Consider the following 16,127-nt stretch of genomic DNA (forward strand, 5'->3'; position numbering starts at 1 on the left):
ATGCCGTTCAGTATCGACTTTCTGGACGACGGCCGCGTCCTGGAGTGGGAGGCAACAGCCGACGGCGCCGTCGCGACCGAGCGCGATGACTACACCCCACGGTTCTACGTCGCCGCTCGCGACCCTGATGCCGACCTCGACCTCACGACACTCCAGTCGGTGTACGACCAGCACCCGGACGTCGTCGCGACCGAGACGGTTGCGCGACGCCCCGGATTTCGACGGGACGAGGAGGCCGTTCTCGCGGTCGATGTCGCCCACATCGATCGCGTCACTCCACTCGCCCGGCAGGCGCGTCAACTGCCGGACTATCCAGTCGGGGATCTCGCCTGTTTCAACGTGGACTTTTCGCGGGAGTTCCGGTACTGTCTGGAGACCGGCGCCGATCCGACGCCGGCGAGCGAGCTGTCGACGCTCCGGCTCAGCGTCCCGGTGACCGAAGCGAGCAACAACGTCTACGAGGAACTGTCCGTCGCCGGCGACACCGTCACCGGCTCGCCGACGGATATCCTGACCGCCGTCCAGGGGGCGCTCGAAGCGCACGATCCAGATGTCCTGGTCTGCTCGACGAGCGAGATCGTCCCGGCCCTGTACGAGATGGCGACGGACGCCGGCGTCGACGACTTCTCGCTGAGTCGGTGGCCGGACGTCGATTATCAGCAGCTCGCCAGCCGGTCGACGTACTCGAGCTACGGCCGCGTCGGCCACTCGCCGGCGAGGTACAACGTACCCGGGCGGGCGATCATCGACGAGTCGAACACGTTCTTCCACGGGGAGACGAACCTCGACGGCGTACTCGACCTCGTGTCGCGCTCGAACAAGCCTGTCCAGGAGCTCGCGTGGGCGTCGATCGGGAACGTGCTCACGGCGATCCAGATCTGCGAGGCCCACGACCGCGATGTCCTCGTCCCGTGGAACTCCTGGTGTCACGAGTTCTACAAGCCGATGGGGACGCTCCACGACGCCGACCGTGGCGGCTTCATCTTCGCGCCCGAGGTCGGGCTTCACGAGAACGTCCACGAACTCGACTTCTCCTCGTTGTACCCGAACATCATCTGTACCCGGAACGTCTCGCCGGACGTCATCCGGTGTGAGTGCCACAGCGACCGCGACGACGTCCCCGGCCTCGAGTACTCGATCTGCGACGACCGGGGCTACCTCGTCGACGTGCTGCAGCCGATCATCGACGCGCGCGACGAGATCAAGGCGGCCATCCGTCACGAGAAGGAACGGGACAACCCCGACGAGGACCGGCTGGCGGAACTCGAGGGACGGTCGGGTGCGCTGAAGTGGATCCTCGTCGCCTGCTTCGGCTATCAAGGGTTCAGCAACGCGAAATTCGGCCGCATCGAGTGCCACGAGGGGATCAACGCGTTCGCTCGCGAAATTCTGCTGACGGCGAAACAGCGACTGGAAGCTGGCGGCTGGCGGGTCGTCCACGGCATCGTCGACTCCATCTGGGTGACTCCGGACCCCGACGTCGACGACGATGACCGCGAGGACCTCCAGACGCTCGCGACGGAGATCACCGACTGCGTCGAGATTCGGCTCGAACACGAAGCCCACTACGACTGGGTGGCGTTCGTGCCGCAGCGCGAGAGCGACGCCGGCGCGCTGACGAAGTACTTCGGAAAGGTCGCCGGCGACGACGACTTCAAGATACGCGGTATCGAAGCCCGGCAGCGTTCGACCCCACCGTTCATCGAGGACGTCCAGCTGGACTGTCTCGAACGGCTCGACGCAACTCGATCTCCGGACACCGTACTCGACTGTCTCCAGGACGCGATCAAGCGCCTCCACGCTGGAACGGTGCCGGTCGAGCAGCTCGTCGAACGGAATCGTGTCTCCAAGCCGCTGGAAGGGTACACGCAGAACACGCAGAACGTGGCGGCGCTGAAGCGGGCTCGGGACCAGGACCTCGCTATCCACCCGGGACAGGACATCGAATACGTGGTCGTCGACGACGAGAAGAGTTCGCGAGAGCGGGTCGCGTTAGCCCACGAAGAGATAGAGTCGTACGATGCGTCGTACTACGAGACGCAACTCGTCAGAGCTGTCGAGAGTGTGCTGGCACCGCTTGGCTGGGATCGGACGGAGATTCAACGCGAGATCGCGGAAACTCGGGAAACGGACTTGACTGTCTTCACCGAGATTGAGAGGGGTTAACCAACACTATCGAGGTATCGGGAGGTTTGTTGGTTAATGCTGAGTGGAGACACGGAAGGGACTTGGAGAGAATACCCCGCCCACACACCCCTCGTCCAGAGTGAAAACCATTCAGAGGTGTGGGGTGAGGTCCACGGGAAATAGGGGTTCTCGTGAGAGAAGATCAGCAAGAATCACGGAATAACTGCCTGAGACGTGAGAACACGGAGGAAATGGAACAGCAAACACGAGCAGCGGTTCGAAACCACCCAGACGAATGCCGCCTTCGTCTTCTTCCCTGTGCTGAATACACTTGGAGAGTGGTAGGAGGTAGGTAGTAATAAAACTTCTAGGTAATACTATGAAGATTGGTATGTTTAGAGGAACTTCGACTGTGTGACGACTGCTGTTCGAGGGATACTCGTCTCACGTCTTGTGATTTCGGCACTTCCTAGCCGACTCGTCGTGTGGTTTCCGCCGAGTCAACCGAGGGACTCTCGTGGCCTTTCACTCTGGACGAGGGGTGTGGGGGTTCGATTCCGTCGTCCGTGTATTATGAGACGTTGAAGGAACAATCGTTATTCTGACTATTCGCCAACCAGTGAACCGGCATCAAAGCCGAAATCGGGATTGGTATCTCCCGATCTCCCTCATCAATCGGAATCAAGATACCCGATCCCGACAGTTCCGATTGTACCCTGCTTTGCTTCGGCTGGAGATCTGACCTGCGTCTTCACTCTTGATTGGGGGTGCCGACGAACGCTCGTCACCATCACTCGAGGTTCACACTCCACTCCAGCTCATCACACCAGCGCTTTCACTCTGGACGAGGGGTGTCTGCCGTGCGTCAGACGTCCAGGGCCGATGTGTCCTCTCATAGAAATGATTGATTACCCGGTTCGGGAGATACACTCTGGACGGGGGGTGTCGTCTCAACCAAGTACGCTGCTCCTGGATGGAGGGCTATTCACTCTTGACCAGGGGTGTGTCAAACCCGCTCCAGTCTGGCGTTTTCACTCTGGATTGGGGGTGCCGGTCTCCGTCGGTAACTCTCGCTCCGAATCCGATTTCACTCGGGACCGACTCGACCCTTTGTGAGGATGATACGCCAGCGACAAAACATCAGAAGACGACCATAGCCCGATTTACACTCTGGTCGAGGTAGCCAAATCATTAAGTAGGTCCCATCCGCGATGTCTGATATTGATGGCTGAGGAACCGTCCCAACTCTCTGACTTCGACGGCCGCTACGAGGATCCCGCTGACGATCCCCTCTTCGACTTTGATGAAGACGACCCCGACCGAGCCAACATTTTCGCTCGCAAGGAGCTGCTGAAGGTTGGCCACGTCCCTGAAAGCGGACGTATCGTTGGCCGAGATGGCGAGATCAAGGCCGTGGCTGCTGAACTCAGGCCAATCGTTCGTGGCGATCCGCCCAACAACGTGATTATTTACGGCAAAACGGGAACCGGGAAGTCACTAGTTGCTCGCCACGTCACAGAACGAGCCCGCCGAGCCGCGGAGTCGAACGGTGTGTCCGTGGGCACGGTCTACGTCGACTGCGCGCAGCACAACACACAGACACGCGTCGCGAGGACGGTAACTCGTTCACTCAACGAGACGGACGAGACTGACCTCGATATTCCACGCGCAGGGATTGGCAGCGGTGAATACTACGACTATCTCTGGGAGATTCTGGATACTGCCTACGAGTCAGTCATCATCATTCTCGACGAGGTGGACCGACTCGATGACGATGATATTCTTATGCAGCTCTCGCGGGCTCGCGAATCGGGGAAAGCGGATTGCCACCTGGGTGTCATCGCCGTCAGCAACAAGATCGAGTATCGCGACCAGCTGAACGAACGCGTCAAGTCCAGTCTTCGCGAGGAGGAGTTCGTCTTCCAACCCTACGACGCGAATCAACTGCGCGAGATTATGAAGCACCGACGGGACGCGTTCCACGATGGCGTTCTCTCCGATGATGTGATCCCGCTGACGGCGGCTCTAGCCGCTCAAGAACACGGTGACGCCAGAAAGGCAATCGAAATTCTTCGTCACGCCGGCGAACTAGCCGAGCGAGAAAACGTCGATACAGTCGTCGAAGAACACGTTCGCGATGCCCAGGAGTGGGCTGAAATCGATCGCTTCGAGGAGCTTCTCCGTGGATCGACGACACAGGTCAAATTCATTCTCTATTCGCTCGCGCTGCTCACCGAAGAGAATCCGAACGAGGACGGGTTTTCGACCAACCGGATTTACGAACGGTATCAGGCGACGACAGAGAAGGCTGACGCGAAGACTCTCAGCGAGCACCGCGTCTACGAGCTGTTGAAAGAGCAGGCGTTCCTCGGTGTCGTTGAATCAACTCGGACCGGTGGTGGCCGGGGTGAAGGCAGTTATCTCGAGCACCGGCTGGTTCAGGATACCGGCATCGTGCTGAAATCTGTCCTCCGGGACAGTCGGCTGGAAGACCTGGCCTAGCTCCCGTTTCGGTCGCTGACCACACCCCTGATCACGAGTGTATCTCTCGATACGTCGGAAACGTGGGGTGGGTGATCCGAGGTCGTCTTCTACTCCCAATAATCGACTTTGGGCGGGGTGACGAAACGACGGAAACGTGGGGGGTCTGATCCCCTCGATCGTGGCTGCGTTCCGTCCACGGACCTCCAGTTACGACGGAAACGTGGGGTGGGTCTGTTCTCTCCGAGTGTTACCTGTCTGGGCTGACCGGACCCATTCACATGAGGGGTGTGGGATGGGTTGAACCCATTCACACTCTGGGGTGTGTCCTCTGATACGCTACTAATTGCGCTCGACAAACACCCGGCTACGGTTCACCACCGTCTATTCGTCGGGACTGACGGGGCCTTTATACTGGGAACGAACTTTCTCGCCTTCTCGCCACTGCCAGTAGTAGTAGCGGTTGTCGTTAATCTCCTTGATCGTGATCGTGGCCTTCGCTGGGACGTCGTCCGGCAGATCGTCTGGTCGCTCTTCGACCTCGTCTTGATCTGCCGACTCCTCGAGGCGGGCCTCTCGTTCTTTGTGCTCGGCGAGCGCTTCAGCGTACGTCGCCACATCTCGGAGCTGCTCCGGATCCGACTCGTTGAGCGTGTTGACGATTCCCGTCGGGAGGTTCGCCGGTGGGGTCGGGGGTTCGTAGGACATCGGCTACTCTCGTGTTAACCAACACGACCCACGAGTCCATAGTTTTGTTGGTTAAGACGATGGGGCGGTTCTTGCGATTGCTGCCTGTAACACTACTCGAAACTTCTTTATATACAAGTTTCGTACTATGTTACACCGTGCTCCGGCGCATCGAACTCGAGGTCCTCGCCACGGTCGACCGCGGCGACACAATCTCCGAACTCGCGACGAAGCTCGACCACAGCGAGAGCTACCTCTCTCGTGCCGTCGGCGACCTCGTCGAAAAGGGACTCGTCTACACGGAACGCGACGGGCGGCGAAAACGAGTCGTTCCATCGGATGCTCGCGCCGTCGAACGCTACCAGGATCTTGTCCGCCAGCACTCCCATATCGACTTCCCCGAGCTACTGACCGGCAAGGCACTCGAGGTGCTGTACTACCTCGACCAGCCACGAACCGTCTCCGAGATCGCCGACCGGAGCGACAACTACCGCAACACGGTCAACCGCGTCCTCAAGCGGTTTCGCGACCGTGGGCTTGTCGGGACGGCCGACGGCCGCTATGACTTCAACGCCGACTTCGACCGCCTCCACGAGTTCGCCCGTGAACTCACACACCATCTACATCGCCAGCGCCTCGAAGCCGTCGCCCGGAAGGGCACGATTCTCTGGGAGGACTATGACGAATTCCTCGCTCAGACCGAGAAGGAGATCGACGCCGAGGGGTTTCACGAAACCGGCCTCGCTCGATTCGCGGCCTTCAACCTCCAGTTCCTGCTCACCGGCCATCGCTACTACTTCTACTCCGAGGATCTCGACGCAGTCTCGCCGGCGGAGGTCTGCTGTCACACACTGTTAATCGACGACGGCAGCCGCCACCGCTCGTACTGTCTCCTTCTACTCAGCCACGTCGACGTCGACGAGGCGGATCTCCGAGAGCAGGCGGCGAAGTATGGCCTCGAAGACGAAATCGACGCCTTGCTGCGCTACCTCGAGACGCACGGCGAGGTCGACGCCGACCGGCTCCCGGAGTGGGATGAGTTCCAGGAGCTGGCGGCTGACTATGAGGTGGATCTACCACAATGAGACCACGATTCGGACGCGAGTACATCGAGAACGAATTCCAGCGAATCGCGGATGGCCTCTCAGCCCCGCTCACGGTCTACCTGATCGGTGGTGGCGCGATGTCGCTGCGCGACCTCAAGGGGGCGACGAAAGATATCGACCTGGTCGTCCCGGATGGCGACGCGTACGGCCAGCTGTGGGCCGTCCTGATGGACCTCGGGTATGCGGAGGTTCAATCGCTGGATCCAGATTATCGGGCGCTGGGGGCAACGAGCTGCGTCGAGAACGACGATGGGTGTCGCCTCGACATCTTCAACCAGCAGGTCGCGAACAAGCTCGTACTCACCGACGGGATGCAAGAGCGCAGCGAGCCGTTCCTCGACAAGGATCGACTAACGGTCCGGCTAGTCAGCAACGAGGATATCTTCCTGTTCAAGGCGATCGCCGGCCGCGACGACGACATCGAGGACATGAATATGCTCGTGCAGGCCGGCCTCGATTACGACGTCGTCCGGGCTGAACTCGAAGCCCAGATCGAACGCCTGGGGGACGATCAGTTCGCCACGTTCGCGAACGAGGCGCTGGTCGAACTCGAGGAGCGGTACGGAGTGACCACACCGATCGAGGACCGCGTCCAGGAGCTCACGAACAGGTACTACCGGGGGCTCGAAGTCCTCCAGGCACTCGACGAACCGATGACCGTCGACGAACTGGCCGCCAAACTGGAGCTGGATGACGAGGAGGTTTACGACCGGATCGCGTATCTCTCAACGTTCGACCGGGTCCGTCGGGATGGCGACACAGTCCGTCCCGTGGAGTAGTCTGGCCACGACTACGGGGAGGGAAGGCGGCCGTCTGGTCGGGGAACGCGGCCCCGTTTGATCTCGTGATCGACGCGGCGCAGGTGCTTGCAGCCGCCTTCGGGTGAACGTTGCTGCCAGTCGGGGCAGGTACACGATTCGTCGATGACGTCGACTTCGTACCGGTTCCCGGACGCAGACTGTACCTCGTAGCGGCCACCCTTCGAGAGGAGTGAGACGTCCATCGCTTCGGCGACGGCACGCTTCGTGCGGGGCTCAAGATCGTCCTCCGACTGTGCGTTCTCGTCGACGACCAGTCGGTCGCGAACGTCGCCCGTTCGGCCACCGTCGGGAGCGACGGCTTCCGCCGGGCCACTGAGCCGCTTGTGGAGCACTTCCTCCACTGGATGGCCTTCCGGCCACAGGTAGTGGACCTCGCGGCGCTCGCGATGGTCGTAGGAGCCGCACGCGGCTGCGCACCCAGTCCAGACGCGCCAGGCACCCAGCGCAGCCATCACGTCGACAATGGCGCGAGGAACTGCCTGGTGGTCGTCCGGGAAGAACACCCGGAAGCGGGTACACGCTTCTCGCGGCGGGACGGTCTCCCACCAGTCTTCGCTGGAGCCCCAGCTATCGAACATCGCCTCATCGCTCCCGTAGCCGACTGTCACGCCGTCGGTCGGCGTCCAGTCTGCTGGGAGGTGGTCCGTCTCGCCTTCAAGCACCCGAAGAACGGCGTATCGGAGGTACTCGTGGGCTTGGTTGTCTGTCGTACGAGCGACCTGGTCGTGCTGCTCGGCAACGTGCTCGGCTTCCTCGAGGACCGTCGTGAGATTGGGTTCAGTCATCATTCGACGGAGGTCTGAATGCGCCTCCGCCCCTCGGCGGGCGCTGAAAAACTTAACCAACAGAACGGAAGGAATCCATCACTCTGTTGGTTAACTATGTTGGGACGAGGAGTCTCCTTCGAGCACGTCGATGAGCTCTTCTGCTGTAGAACTGATCCGTCCGAGCCGCTCGCGAACGACCTCGGGATCGTCCGACTCCCACGCAGCGAGGTAGAACGCCGACCCACTAGTGTCGATCCCGCAGTACCGCCCGACGACGTACGCGACGGCTTCGGCCTCGACTTCGCGTTTCGCCCGCTCGGTGTCGTCGTCGACATCGAAGTGGAGCAGAGCGTGGGCGTATTCGTGAATTAGCGTCCGCGCGAGGTCGGCCTCGTTCTCCCGATCACGCACCTCGACGAGCGGCTGAACGTCGACGAGGCTCAGCTGCTCGCAGATGCCCTTCGCCTCGCCGTGGGTCCACTCCTCGGCTGGAACGATCCGCACAGTCACGCCGAGCTCATCAGCGGCGGCAGTCAACTGAGAAACGAGGTCACCGGCGTCCCCGGTCGCTTCCGTGTCCAGGTCGGGAAGCGGCTCGCCCTCAGTTTGGGAGACGTCGAACACCGGCGCGGGTTTGAACCCCACCAGGCCCTCGGACCACTCCTCGGGCGGCGTCTCGTCGTACTCACAATCGCTGTCCTCGTGGTAGCTCGGCGAGTTCTCGCATTCCGGGCACTGCTTGGTAATGATCGGCGCCCAGATCCAGATGGCCGACTCGCCCTCCGTGACGTGGCGGTCGAACTCCTCCTGCCACGTCCGGTAGCCCGCCACCCGGCTCGCCTCGGGACACTGCCGCTTGATGAGGAGCGTGTTCCGGTAGGAGTAGTCGTGGAACCGACTCTGGACGTCAAGCCACTCCTGGAACTCTGAGCTGGCCTGCGCATCGTCGACGCCGGCGACGAGGTCGTCGATCCACTGTTCGATAGTGCTGTTCATCTCGTCGGATCGTGTGTCGGTCTGGTCGAAGGAGACCGACGAGTCTCTGGTCGTAGACATCGTGTTCACCGAATCGAGTTCACGGCGACTGCGTCTGTTCAGACCGCGCCGCACCCCTCAGGGGCGTTCAAAAAACCGCTCTGTCGGTCAGCGGAGCTCGTGGCGTTCGTCTGCAAAGCCGACCGTGACGAGGTACTCGAGGAACTCGTCGAACCGCTCGACGTCACTGGGCGTGTCGGTCGCAAGATGACGCGCCCACTCGATGGCCCACTGGAAGGCGGGATCCGTGCCGCCCTTGCCGTGAATGTACCACCACCGGGCCGCCTTGAGAACCACTATGGGATTCGTCGGCGGCTGCTCACCGGCGAGCCCACGGGTGATGGACTCGATTTCGTCGGGGACATCGGCGGAATCGACCTCCGCTGATTGCGTGTTGTCGATGTCGACCGGGATCTCGTCGATCGAGACGTTGTCAGGACGCTGTTGTTGACTCACTGGAAGTCACCTCTGAGGGCTCTCGAAGGAGCCCTCGCCCTCTCTGGGGGCACGAAAAACAGGTCGCGAAGTCACGCCGGCGGGAGGTAGACGCTCTGCTCGCCGGCAGACTATCGTGCTGAACGTGGAACTTCGCTTGTTAGTCAACCACTGGTTGGACTGGAAGCCGTTCGAGGCGGCGGTGGCACGGGATACAGAGAGTCAACAGGTTACTCGGTACATCTGCATCGTCGACCGACCGGTCTGGGTCGTTGTAGAACCGGCGTCGAGGGATCCTATGATGAACCGGGAGATCACGTCCGAATTTATCGCGGTGAGCTTCGCGGCCCATACCGCAGCGCAGACAGGATTCATTGTCACGGGTAATGATTTCCTCACGAATCTGTGGCCAGTTCGAGCCGAACGGTACTGTCTCGGTATTTGACTGGCGGTAGTCGTCTAAATAGTCTGGATCGGCCGCCTGTAGGGCTGTTCGCCATGATCCGAATACGCGCCGATACGGCTGGGTCGTGAATTCCCCGTGTTTAATCATCTCACCCGTTGTCGGCGGATGACCCAACTCTTCGGCGAGCTCTCGCAATTCGGTCAATAAACCCTCACGTGGAATTCGCCACCGGGTATTTGGCTCGAAGCCAGCGGCTGTAAGCGCCTCGTTCCAAGAACCGAACCGCTTCTGGTAGACCGATCCGCTCCATTTTCCCTGGTCCTGCATCTCCTCTTTGCGCGGAATGTGTCCCAACTCTTCGCTGAGTCTCTTGAGTTCAGACAGCAGAGTGTCTTCACTCACGTTTCGTGTATAGTTTATTTCTAAGCCAGCCCTCTGAAGAGCCTGATTCCAATTTCCGAAGGCCCGTTTGTACGGATCCGAGGTGTACGGACCATCTTGATCCATCTCGTCTGTCGTGGGTGGGCGGCCAAGTTCCTCAGCGAACTCCTGTAGAGCAGCAATAAGTGCTTCTTCGGAGAGATTCAGTTCAACGTTGGGCTCCAACCCAGCTGCCCGTAGAGCTGAGTTCCACCCGCCGAATCGCTTGCAGTACGTTTTCACCGAGTACTTCCCGTAACTTCTGTAGGTTCGCTCTGAAGGTGCCTCTCCTACGATTTCAGCGACTGATTTGAGGTCCACAAGAAGATCGGCTTTCGGTGTCGCTGGTCTTCCGTTTGGTTCGTTTGTTCCCGTCTCAAGGTCGGCAGTCTTGAGCGCTTCATTCCACGACCCGAAACGGTCCGCGTAGGTCTTTGCGGCATGAGTGCCGGACTCGTTCATCTCATTCTGCGACGGGGGCCGCCCGAGTTCCGACGCGAATTCCCGGAGACGATTGAGGAGTTCTTCGTCTGAGTACAGCTTCTTGCCCATGATTTGTGATGTGATTGAATCACTCAGTTTGGTCCCGGCTTGGTATTTGAATGTCAGTTCTCGTGTTTGTGAGTCGTTACCTGTTGATGCTGACTGAGCTTCTATTCGATCCCGCGAGGCCGCTGCTGGCTGCCTCGCACCCATCGAGGGGGCCGAAAAACTGAGGCACACCCTGTTAACCAACAATGGGGAAACCCACGTGGAGTGTGTTGGTTAAGGATAGAGCTTACTCTTCGCCCTCACGTAGCTCTTCAGCCTTCCACTTGAGCCGGCGCAGGATCTGCGTTCGATTCTGGTTGGCGTTCTCGTAGGCAACACACTCTTGGAGGGTTTCCATATCCGGAATCGTCGCGATTCCTGCCTTGATCAGGCGCGTGTTCGATGCTTCAAGCCGCTTCTCTGGCGAGAATTCGTTACTCTCTTGCTCGTCAGTGGACCCCATCTCAAAGAGCCTCCACCCCCGTTGGGGCCGACACAAACAACTCTCCGGACGATAACGCCCCACCTCTCATAGGGTAAAACCGATACAACAGTTACCGTAATGGCCATCCCCCGCGAGTGTTTACAGTCCCGTATGGAGCGAAAGACGATCTCAGTCACCGGGATGTCGTGCAACGGGTGCGAACAGAACGTGGAGACCGCCCTGCGAAACCTCGATAGTGTGACTCGGGTCGAGGCCGACCACAAAGCTGACACGGTCGACGTGGTCCTCGAGGATGAGGTCTCAGATGACGATGTGAACGCGGCAATCGAACAGGCTGGCTACGACGTCGTGGCCTAATCGGCCGCCGCTCGGCCGTCGCTCACGTTATCGTCCGTGCGTTCGTCGAGGGCGAACTCGGTGTTGACACCCTCGCCCGAGAGGAGTTGACCAGCGAAGCTGTTGGCGAGGACGGCCGAGACCGACAGCACCATCGCGAGCATCGCGAACACCGGGTGAACGAGCCCGGTGGTCGCAGCGGCGACGCCGATGCCGTTGAAGGCGAACGCCGTCGCGAGATTCTGGCGGGTCTTCCGGTAGCTTTCGGTCCCGATGTCGTAGGCGTCCATCACGCCGCCGAGCCGGTCACCCATCAGGACGATGTCCGCCGATTCGATGGCGATGTCGGTCCCTGCGCCGATCGCGATCCCGATGTCCGCCTGCGTGAGTGCGGGGGCGTCGTTGATGCCGTCGCCGACCATCGCTACGCGGTGGCCGGCTTCCTGCAGGTGACCGATCTCTTCACGTTTCTCGTCGGGCAGGACGTCGGCCATAACGCGATCGATGCCGACCTCCTCGGCGACAGCCTGCGCGGTGCGTTCGTTGTCGCCGGTGAGCATCATGGGTGTGATACCGGCGTCGCGCATCCGCCGGATGGTCTCCGCGGCGTCGGCTTTGATTTCGTCGCCGATGCAGATCAAGCCGATCAGGTCACCGTCACGGACAACGCCGGCGACGGTGAGGCCGCGGCCCTGAAGTCGTTCAATGTCGTCGCTCTCCTTCGACAGGTCGATCCCCTCGTCGCTGAGCCATCCCGTTTTCCCGACCAGCACGTCGTCGCTGGCCACGGTCGCTCGGACGCCCTTGCCGGTCACCGAGTCAAAGGCGTCAGGATCCGCGTACTCGCCGCCCTGCTCGTCGGCGGCCTCGAGGATCGCATCAGCGAGCGGGTGTTCGGAGAAGGCCTCCGCACTGGCCGCAGTCGTGAGTACATCCACCTCGTCGGCACCGAACGCGACGACCTCACTAACGGCGGGTTCGCCGACGGTGATGGTGCCGGTCTTGTCCAACACGATGTGGTCGACGTCGGGAAATATCTGGAAGGCGTCACCGGAGCGCATCAGGATGCCACGGTTCGCGGCCTTCCCGCCGCCCCGGATCAGGGCCAGCGGTGTCGCCATCCCGAGCGCACACGGATAGCCGAGCACGAGGACCGCCAGCGCCGCGAACGCCCCGCGCTGGACGTTTGGGGCTGCTCCCCACGCGAGGGGGGCGACCACCCAGAAGAGGAACGACAACCCAGCGATCGTCAAGACGCCGGGGACGAAATACTTGAGCACGCGGTCGGCGAGCTGGATGATGCCGGGCTTCATCGCCCGCGCCTCCTCGATCTCGCGGGCGATCTGGTTTAGGAACGCGTCCTCCCCGGTTGCAGTTACCTCGATGAGCAGCGCCCCGGTCTCGTTGACGCTGCCACCGATCACCGTGTCGCCGCCCGTTTTCTCCTCGGGAATGGACTCCCCGGTGGCGACCGATTCGTCGACTGTAGACTCACCCTCGACGACTTCGCCGTCGACGGGGATGTTCTCGCCGGGCTTGACCCGGACGCGATCACCGATGTCGAGGTCGTCGACAGGAACCTCCTCGACATCACCGTCATCACTGACGCGGCGTGCCGTGTCGGGCTGGAGGTCGAGAAGGCCTTGGACGGCTTGGGAAGCTCGCGTGCGGACGATGAGGCTGGTGTACTCCGAAAGGATGTGATAGGTGGTGATGAACACGGAAACGGCGAAGAAGTGGACGGTCGGGAAGCCAGGGAACACGAACAGGCCGAGCAGCCCACCAAGTAACCCTGCGAATGCACCTGCTTCCAAGAGAACGTGCTGATTGAAGATCCCCCGGCGCAGGCTCTGGTAGGCTTTCTCTTTGATGTACCGTCCAGAACCGAACATCGTCCCGAGCGCCAGCCCCAGTGTCACCAGATCCATCACAAGAGATGATGACTCGAAGCGTCCCATCACGAGAATCATCCACCCCATCAGGGCAGCGACCACGATAGATGCGCCACCTGCGAGGAGGAGGCGGCGCTTGCCGTCGGCGAGTTCGGCCTGCTGTTGCTCGTACCGCTTCGCTTTGTCCGGGTCGCGGATGGTGTACCCGAGATCCCGGAGCGTGTCCTTCACCTCGACCTCACTCAGCAGGTCGTTGTCGTATTCGACGAGAACTTCCTCGTGGGCGAGACTCACGTCGACGTCCTCGACACCATCGGTTCGGCTGTAGGCCTTCTTGATGCTCTCGGCACAGAACGAGCAGGACATTCCCCCGACGTTGAATTGTTCGTGTGTCGTTCCCATCGTGGATGGTGGTTACCGTGCGACGCGGATAACCATTACGACGATAGTTATAGCGGTCTCGATGTTATACTACCACTGTGGGGTGAGTGGCGTTACTCTTACTGTCGTTGTCCGTCTACCTCCTCACAAGAATGGCGCTCCTTGAATCTGACGTACCGATCCGGGAAGTCGTAACCACCGACCCGGAGAAAGCGAAGGCGCTGGAGAACGATGTCCGGGCGAAGATCCTCGATATGCTCGCGACCGAGGAGATGACGATCGAGGAGATTCACGACGAACTGCATCGTCGCGGCGAGGAGAAGGCGGAAACAACGGTCCGCCACCATGTGAACGTCCTAAAGGACGCCGGGATGGTCGAAATCGCGCGGCTCGAGGAAGCTGGTGGTGGGACACGGAAGTACTACAAGTCGAACACACGGGTCTTCTCGTACGACCTTCCAGAAAGCAGCGGAGAGCAACTTGCTCCGGCGCAGGACACGACTCGTGAAGAGCTAGCTGCGCTGATCGAGACCCTCGCCGAGCAACACGGCGACGAGATCGAGGCCGTAGCCAAGGAGATGAAACCGTGTGAATACTGCGAAACCCAGCACTACAAGGAGTTCGTCGTTCGAGAACTGCTCAATCGCGCGCTCATCGACCTCGGCGAAACTGGGGAGCTCGACGAACTCTTATCGACAGCTGAGTGACCGATTCCGCGGTGAAATATCGCCTGCTCTGTGACGTAATAACTCGCTTCAAGACGCGTTACGAGGGTTTGTGAACACCTCCGGCGGCTGAGTTGATGCTCTCGGGGAGCGTGGGGTGGATGTGCATCGTGTCGGCGATCTGGTCGGCGGTCGCGCCGAGTTCGATGGCGAGGATGAGTTCGTGGACGATTTCAGCCCCTTGTTCGCCGACGACGTGGGCACCAAGGAGTTCGTCGGTGTCGGCGTCGGTGACCAGTTTGACGAATCCCTCGGTCTCACCGAGTGCCTTCGGCTTGCCCTGGTCGGCGAAGTCCTGGCGGCCGATGCCCACCTCGTACCCTTCGTCTCGTGCTTCCTGTTCGGTCAGTCCGACGTGGCCGACCTGCGGGTCGGTGAACACAGCCCACGGGACGGTTCGGTCCTCGGTGCTGATCGTTTCGTCTTTCGCGAGGTGTCGATACAGGAGGTCGGCGTCGTCGCGCGCGGAGTGAGTGAACATCGGTGGCCCGCTCACGTCGCCGATGGCGTAGATACCGTCGGCAGTCGTTTCGAAGCTGTCGTCGGTCTCGACGAATCCTCGCTCATCGAGCGACACGTCGACATCTTCGAGGCGGAGACCGTCCGTATTCGGCGTCCGCCCGGCGGCGAGCGCGACGTCTGAGACGGTGACGGCGCCGGCACCATCGGCATCGACTCGGATGCCGGAATCAGTCTCCGACAGTGCCGTCACGGGCGCGTCTGCCTGGACGGTGATTCCTTCGTCTTCGAAGGCGCTCTCGATAACCTCGCTCACCTCGGGGTCCTCGTTCGGGAGGAGGTGGTCACCGCGCTGGAAGACGGTGACATCAGCGCCGAATCGGCTGTACATCTGGGCATACTCGCAGCCGACGTACCCCCCGCCGATGACGGCAAGCGAATCGGGAACTGCGTCAAGCTCGAGCAAATCTGTACTGTCGTGGACCTCGACGGCGTCGAGACCGTCGATCGGCGGCTTCGCCGGGCGTGCCCCCGTATTGATAATGACCCGGTCGGCCGAGAGTGTCTGGTCGTCGACCTGGACTTCGTCTTGTGACGTGAAGACGCCGTGGCCTTCGATGAAATCGATGTTCTCGTTTTCCTCGACATTTTCATAGGCGCCCTCACGGATGCTCTCGACGATGTCGTCTTTGCGATCGAGAATCGCTTCCATGTCGGCCTCGATTGCGCTGTCGATGTCGATGCCGAACTCCTCGCTGCGGCGGGCGAGATTCGCGACCTCCGCGCTCCGGAGCATAGTCTTTGTTGGGATACACCCGCGATTGAGACACGTTCCACCGAGGAGATCCTCCTCGACAAGGGCCGTCTCCATGCCCGAATAGGCACACTTCATCGCGACGGGGAGGCCGGCCATCCCACCCCCGAGCACGAGCAGATCGTAGTCGTATCCGTTACTCATCGCTCTGGCTCCCGATCTGGATTGTATTGTGGTCTGCCGTTGCTTCTCGGGTGGTACATTGAACGAGAATCACTGTATTCTTGGATACGGTCATAATTCGGATAATGCTGGTGGG

At 60.7% G+C, this 16,127-nt stretch carries 14 protein-coding genes; 6 read left to right on the forward strand and 8 right to left on the reverse strand.

Annotation, left to right across the window (positions count from 1 at the left end; genetic code table 11):
• Together NDI89_RS20940 and NDI89_RS20945 are read left to right on the forward strand one after the other, a co-directional pair.
• The gene (locus NDI89_RS20940; RefSeq protein WP_277524550.1) at nucleotides 1–2,166 is read left to right on the forward strand and encodes a type B DNA-directed DNA polymerase; all 2,166 of its coding nucleotides are present in this window, start codon (nucleotides 1–3) and stop codon (nucleotides 2,164–2,166) included.
• A 1,185-nt stretch (nucleotides 2,167–3,351) separates the two neighbouring features.
• The gene (locus NDI89_RS20945; RefSeq protein ID WP_236035664.1) at nucleotides 3,352–4,629 is read left to right on the forward strand and encodes a Cdc6/Cdc18 family protein; all 1,278 of its coding nucleotides are present in this window, start codon (nucleotides 3,352–3,354) and stop codon (nucleotides 4,627–4,629) included.
• A gap of 363 nt (nucleotides 4,630–4,992) precedes the next feature.
• Here the strand turns inward: NDI89_RS20945 and NDI89_RS20950 are convergent, their stop codons facing one another.
• The gene (locus NDI89_RS20950) at nucleotides 4,993–5,316 is read right to left on the reverse strand and encodes a DUF6788 family protein (RefSeq protein ID WP_277524553.1); all 324 of its coding nucleotides are present in this window, start codon (nucleotides 5,314–5,316) and stop codon (nucleotides 4,993–4,995) included.
• A 137-nt stretch (nucleotides 5,317–5,453) separates the two neighbouring features.
• On the opposite strand from NDI89_RS20950, the gene NDI89_RS20955 reads away from it, so the two are divergent.
• Both NDI89_RS20955 and NDI89_RS20960 read left to right on the forward strand, forming a co-directional pair.
• Complete coding sequence (locus tag NDI89_RS20955; RefSeq protein WP_277524554.1) at nucleotides 5,454–6,380, forward strand: helix-turn-helix transcriptional regulator; 927 nt, start codon at nucleotides 5,454–5,456, stop codon at nucleotides 6,378–6,380.
• Nucleotides 6,377–7,180, forward strand: coding sequence for a DUF6036 family nucleotidyltransferase (locus tag NDI89_RS20960; protein WP_277524556.1), 804 nt, complete (start codon nucleotides 6,377–6,379; stop codon nucleotides 7,178–7,180). Before NDI89_RS20955 ends, NDI89_RS20960 begins: the two co-directional genes overlap by 4 nt.
• A gap of 11 nt (nucleotides 7,181–7,191) precedes the next feature.
• On the opposite strand, the gene NDI89_RS20965 is transcribed toward NDI89_RS20960, so the two are convergent.
• The 5 genes from NDI89_RS20965 to NDI89_RS20985 form a co-directional block, all read right to left on the reverse strand.
• On the reverse strand, nucleotides 7,192–8,007 hold the full coding sequence (locus NDI89_RS20965) for a hypothetical protein (protein WP_277524557.1): 816 nt from the start codon (nucleotides 8,005–8,007) through the stop codon (nucleotides 7,192–7,194).
• Between the two features lie 90 nt (nucleotides 8,008–8,097).
• Entirely contained in the window at nucleotides 8,098–9,045 is a 948-nt protein-coding gene (locus NDI89_RS20970; RefSeq protein ID WP_277524558.1) for an ArdC-like ssDNA-binding domain-containing protein, read from the reverse strand.
• 87 nt (nucleotides 9,046–9,132) lie between these two features.
• Nucleotides 9,133–9,480, reverse strand: a complete 348-nt coding sequence (locus tag NDI89_RS20975; RefSeq protein WP_115821801.1) for a DUF8013 domain-containing protein — start codon at nucleotides 9,478–9,480, stop codon at nucleotides 9,133–9,135.
• A 139-nt stretch (nucleotides 9,481–9,619) separates the two neighbouring features.
• The gene (locus tag NDI89_RS20980; RefSeq protein WP_144800151.1) at nucleotides 9,620–10,837 is read right to left on the reverse strand and encodes a homing endonuclease associated repeat-containing protein; all 1,218 of its coding nucleotides are present in this window, start codon (nucleotides 10,835–10,837) and stop codon (nucleotides 9,620–9,622) included.
• Between the two features lie 226 nt (nucleotides 10,838–11,063).
• Nucleotides 11,064–11,279 (reverse strand): DUF8129 domain-containing protein, encoded by a 216-nt coding sequence (locus NDI89_RS20985; protein ID WP_144800152.1) that lies wholly within the window; start codon nucleotides 11,277–11,279, stop codon nucleotides 11,064–11,066.
• A gap of 132 nt (nucleotides 11,280–11,411) precedes the next feature.
• On the opposite strand from NDI89_RS20985, the gene NDI89_RS20990 reads away from it, so the two are divergent.
• Complete coding sequence (locus tag NDI89_RS20990) at nucleotides 11,412–11,618, forward strand: heavy-metal-associated domain-containing protein (protein ID WP_144800153.1); 207 nt, start codon at nucleotides 11,412–11,414, stop codon at nucleotides 11,616–11,618.
• On the opposite strand, the gene NDI89_RS20995 is transcribed toward NDI89_RS20990, so the two are convergent.
• Nucleotides 11,615–13,891 carry a heavy metal translocating P-type ATPase gene (locus tag NDI89_RS20995; RefSeq protein WP_144800154.1) on the reverse strand — a complete coding sequence of 759 codons (2,277 nt, stop codon included), beginning with the start codon at nucleotides 13,889–13,891 and terminating at the stop codon, nucleotides 11,615–11,617. The two genes, NDI89_RS20990 and NDI89_RS20995, sit on opposite strands and share 4 nt — an antisense overlap.
• Nucleotides 13,892–14,022: 131 nt before the next feature.
• On the opposite strand from NDI89_RS20995, the gene NDI89_RS21000 reads away from it, so the two are divergent.
• Entirely contained in the window at nucleotides 14,023–14,577 is a 555-nt protein-coding gene (locus NDI89_RS21000) for an ArsR/SmtB family transcription factor (RefSeq protein ID WP_277524564.1), read from the forward strand.
• 58 nt (nucleotides 14,578–14,635) lie between these two features.
• Here NDI89_RS21000 and lpdA read toward each other — a convergent pair whose 3' ends face one another.
• The gene (gene lpdA, locus NDI89_RS21005) at nucleotides 14,636–16,012 is read right to left on the reverse strand and encodes a dihydrolipoyl dehydrogenase (protein WP_144800156.1); all 1,377 of its coding nucleotides are present in this window, start codon (nucleotides 16,010–16,012) and stop codon (nucleotides 14,636–14,638) included.
• Between the last annotated feature and the right edge of the window lie 115 nt (nucleotides 16,013–16,127).

Source organism: Natrinema salsiterrestre (genome assembly GCF_029502005.1).
Lineage (GTDB): Archaea > Halobacteriota > Halobacteria > Halobacteriales > Natrialbaceae > Natrinema > Natrinema salsiterrestre.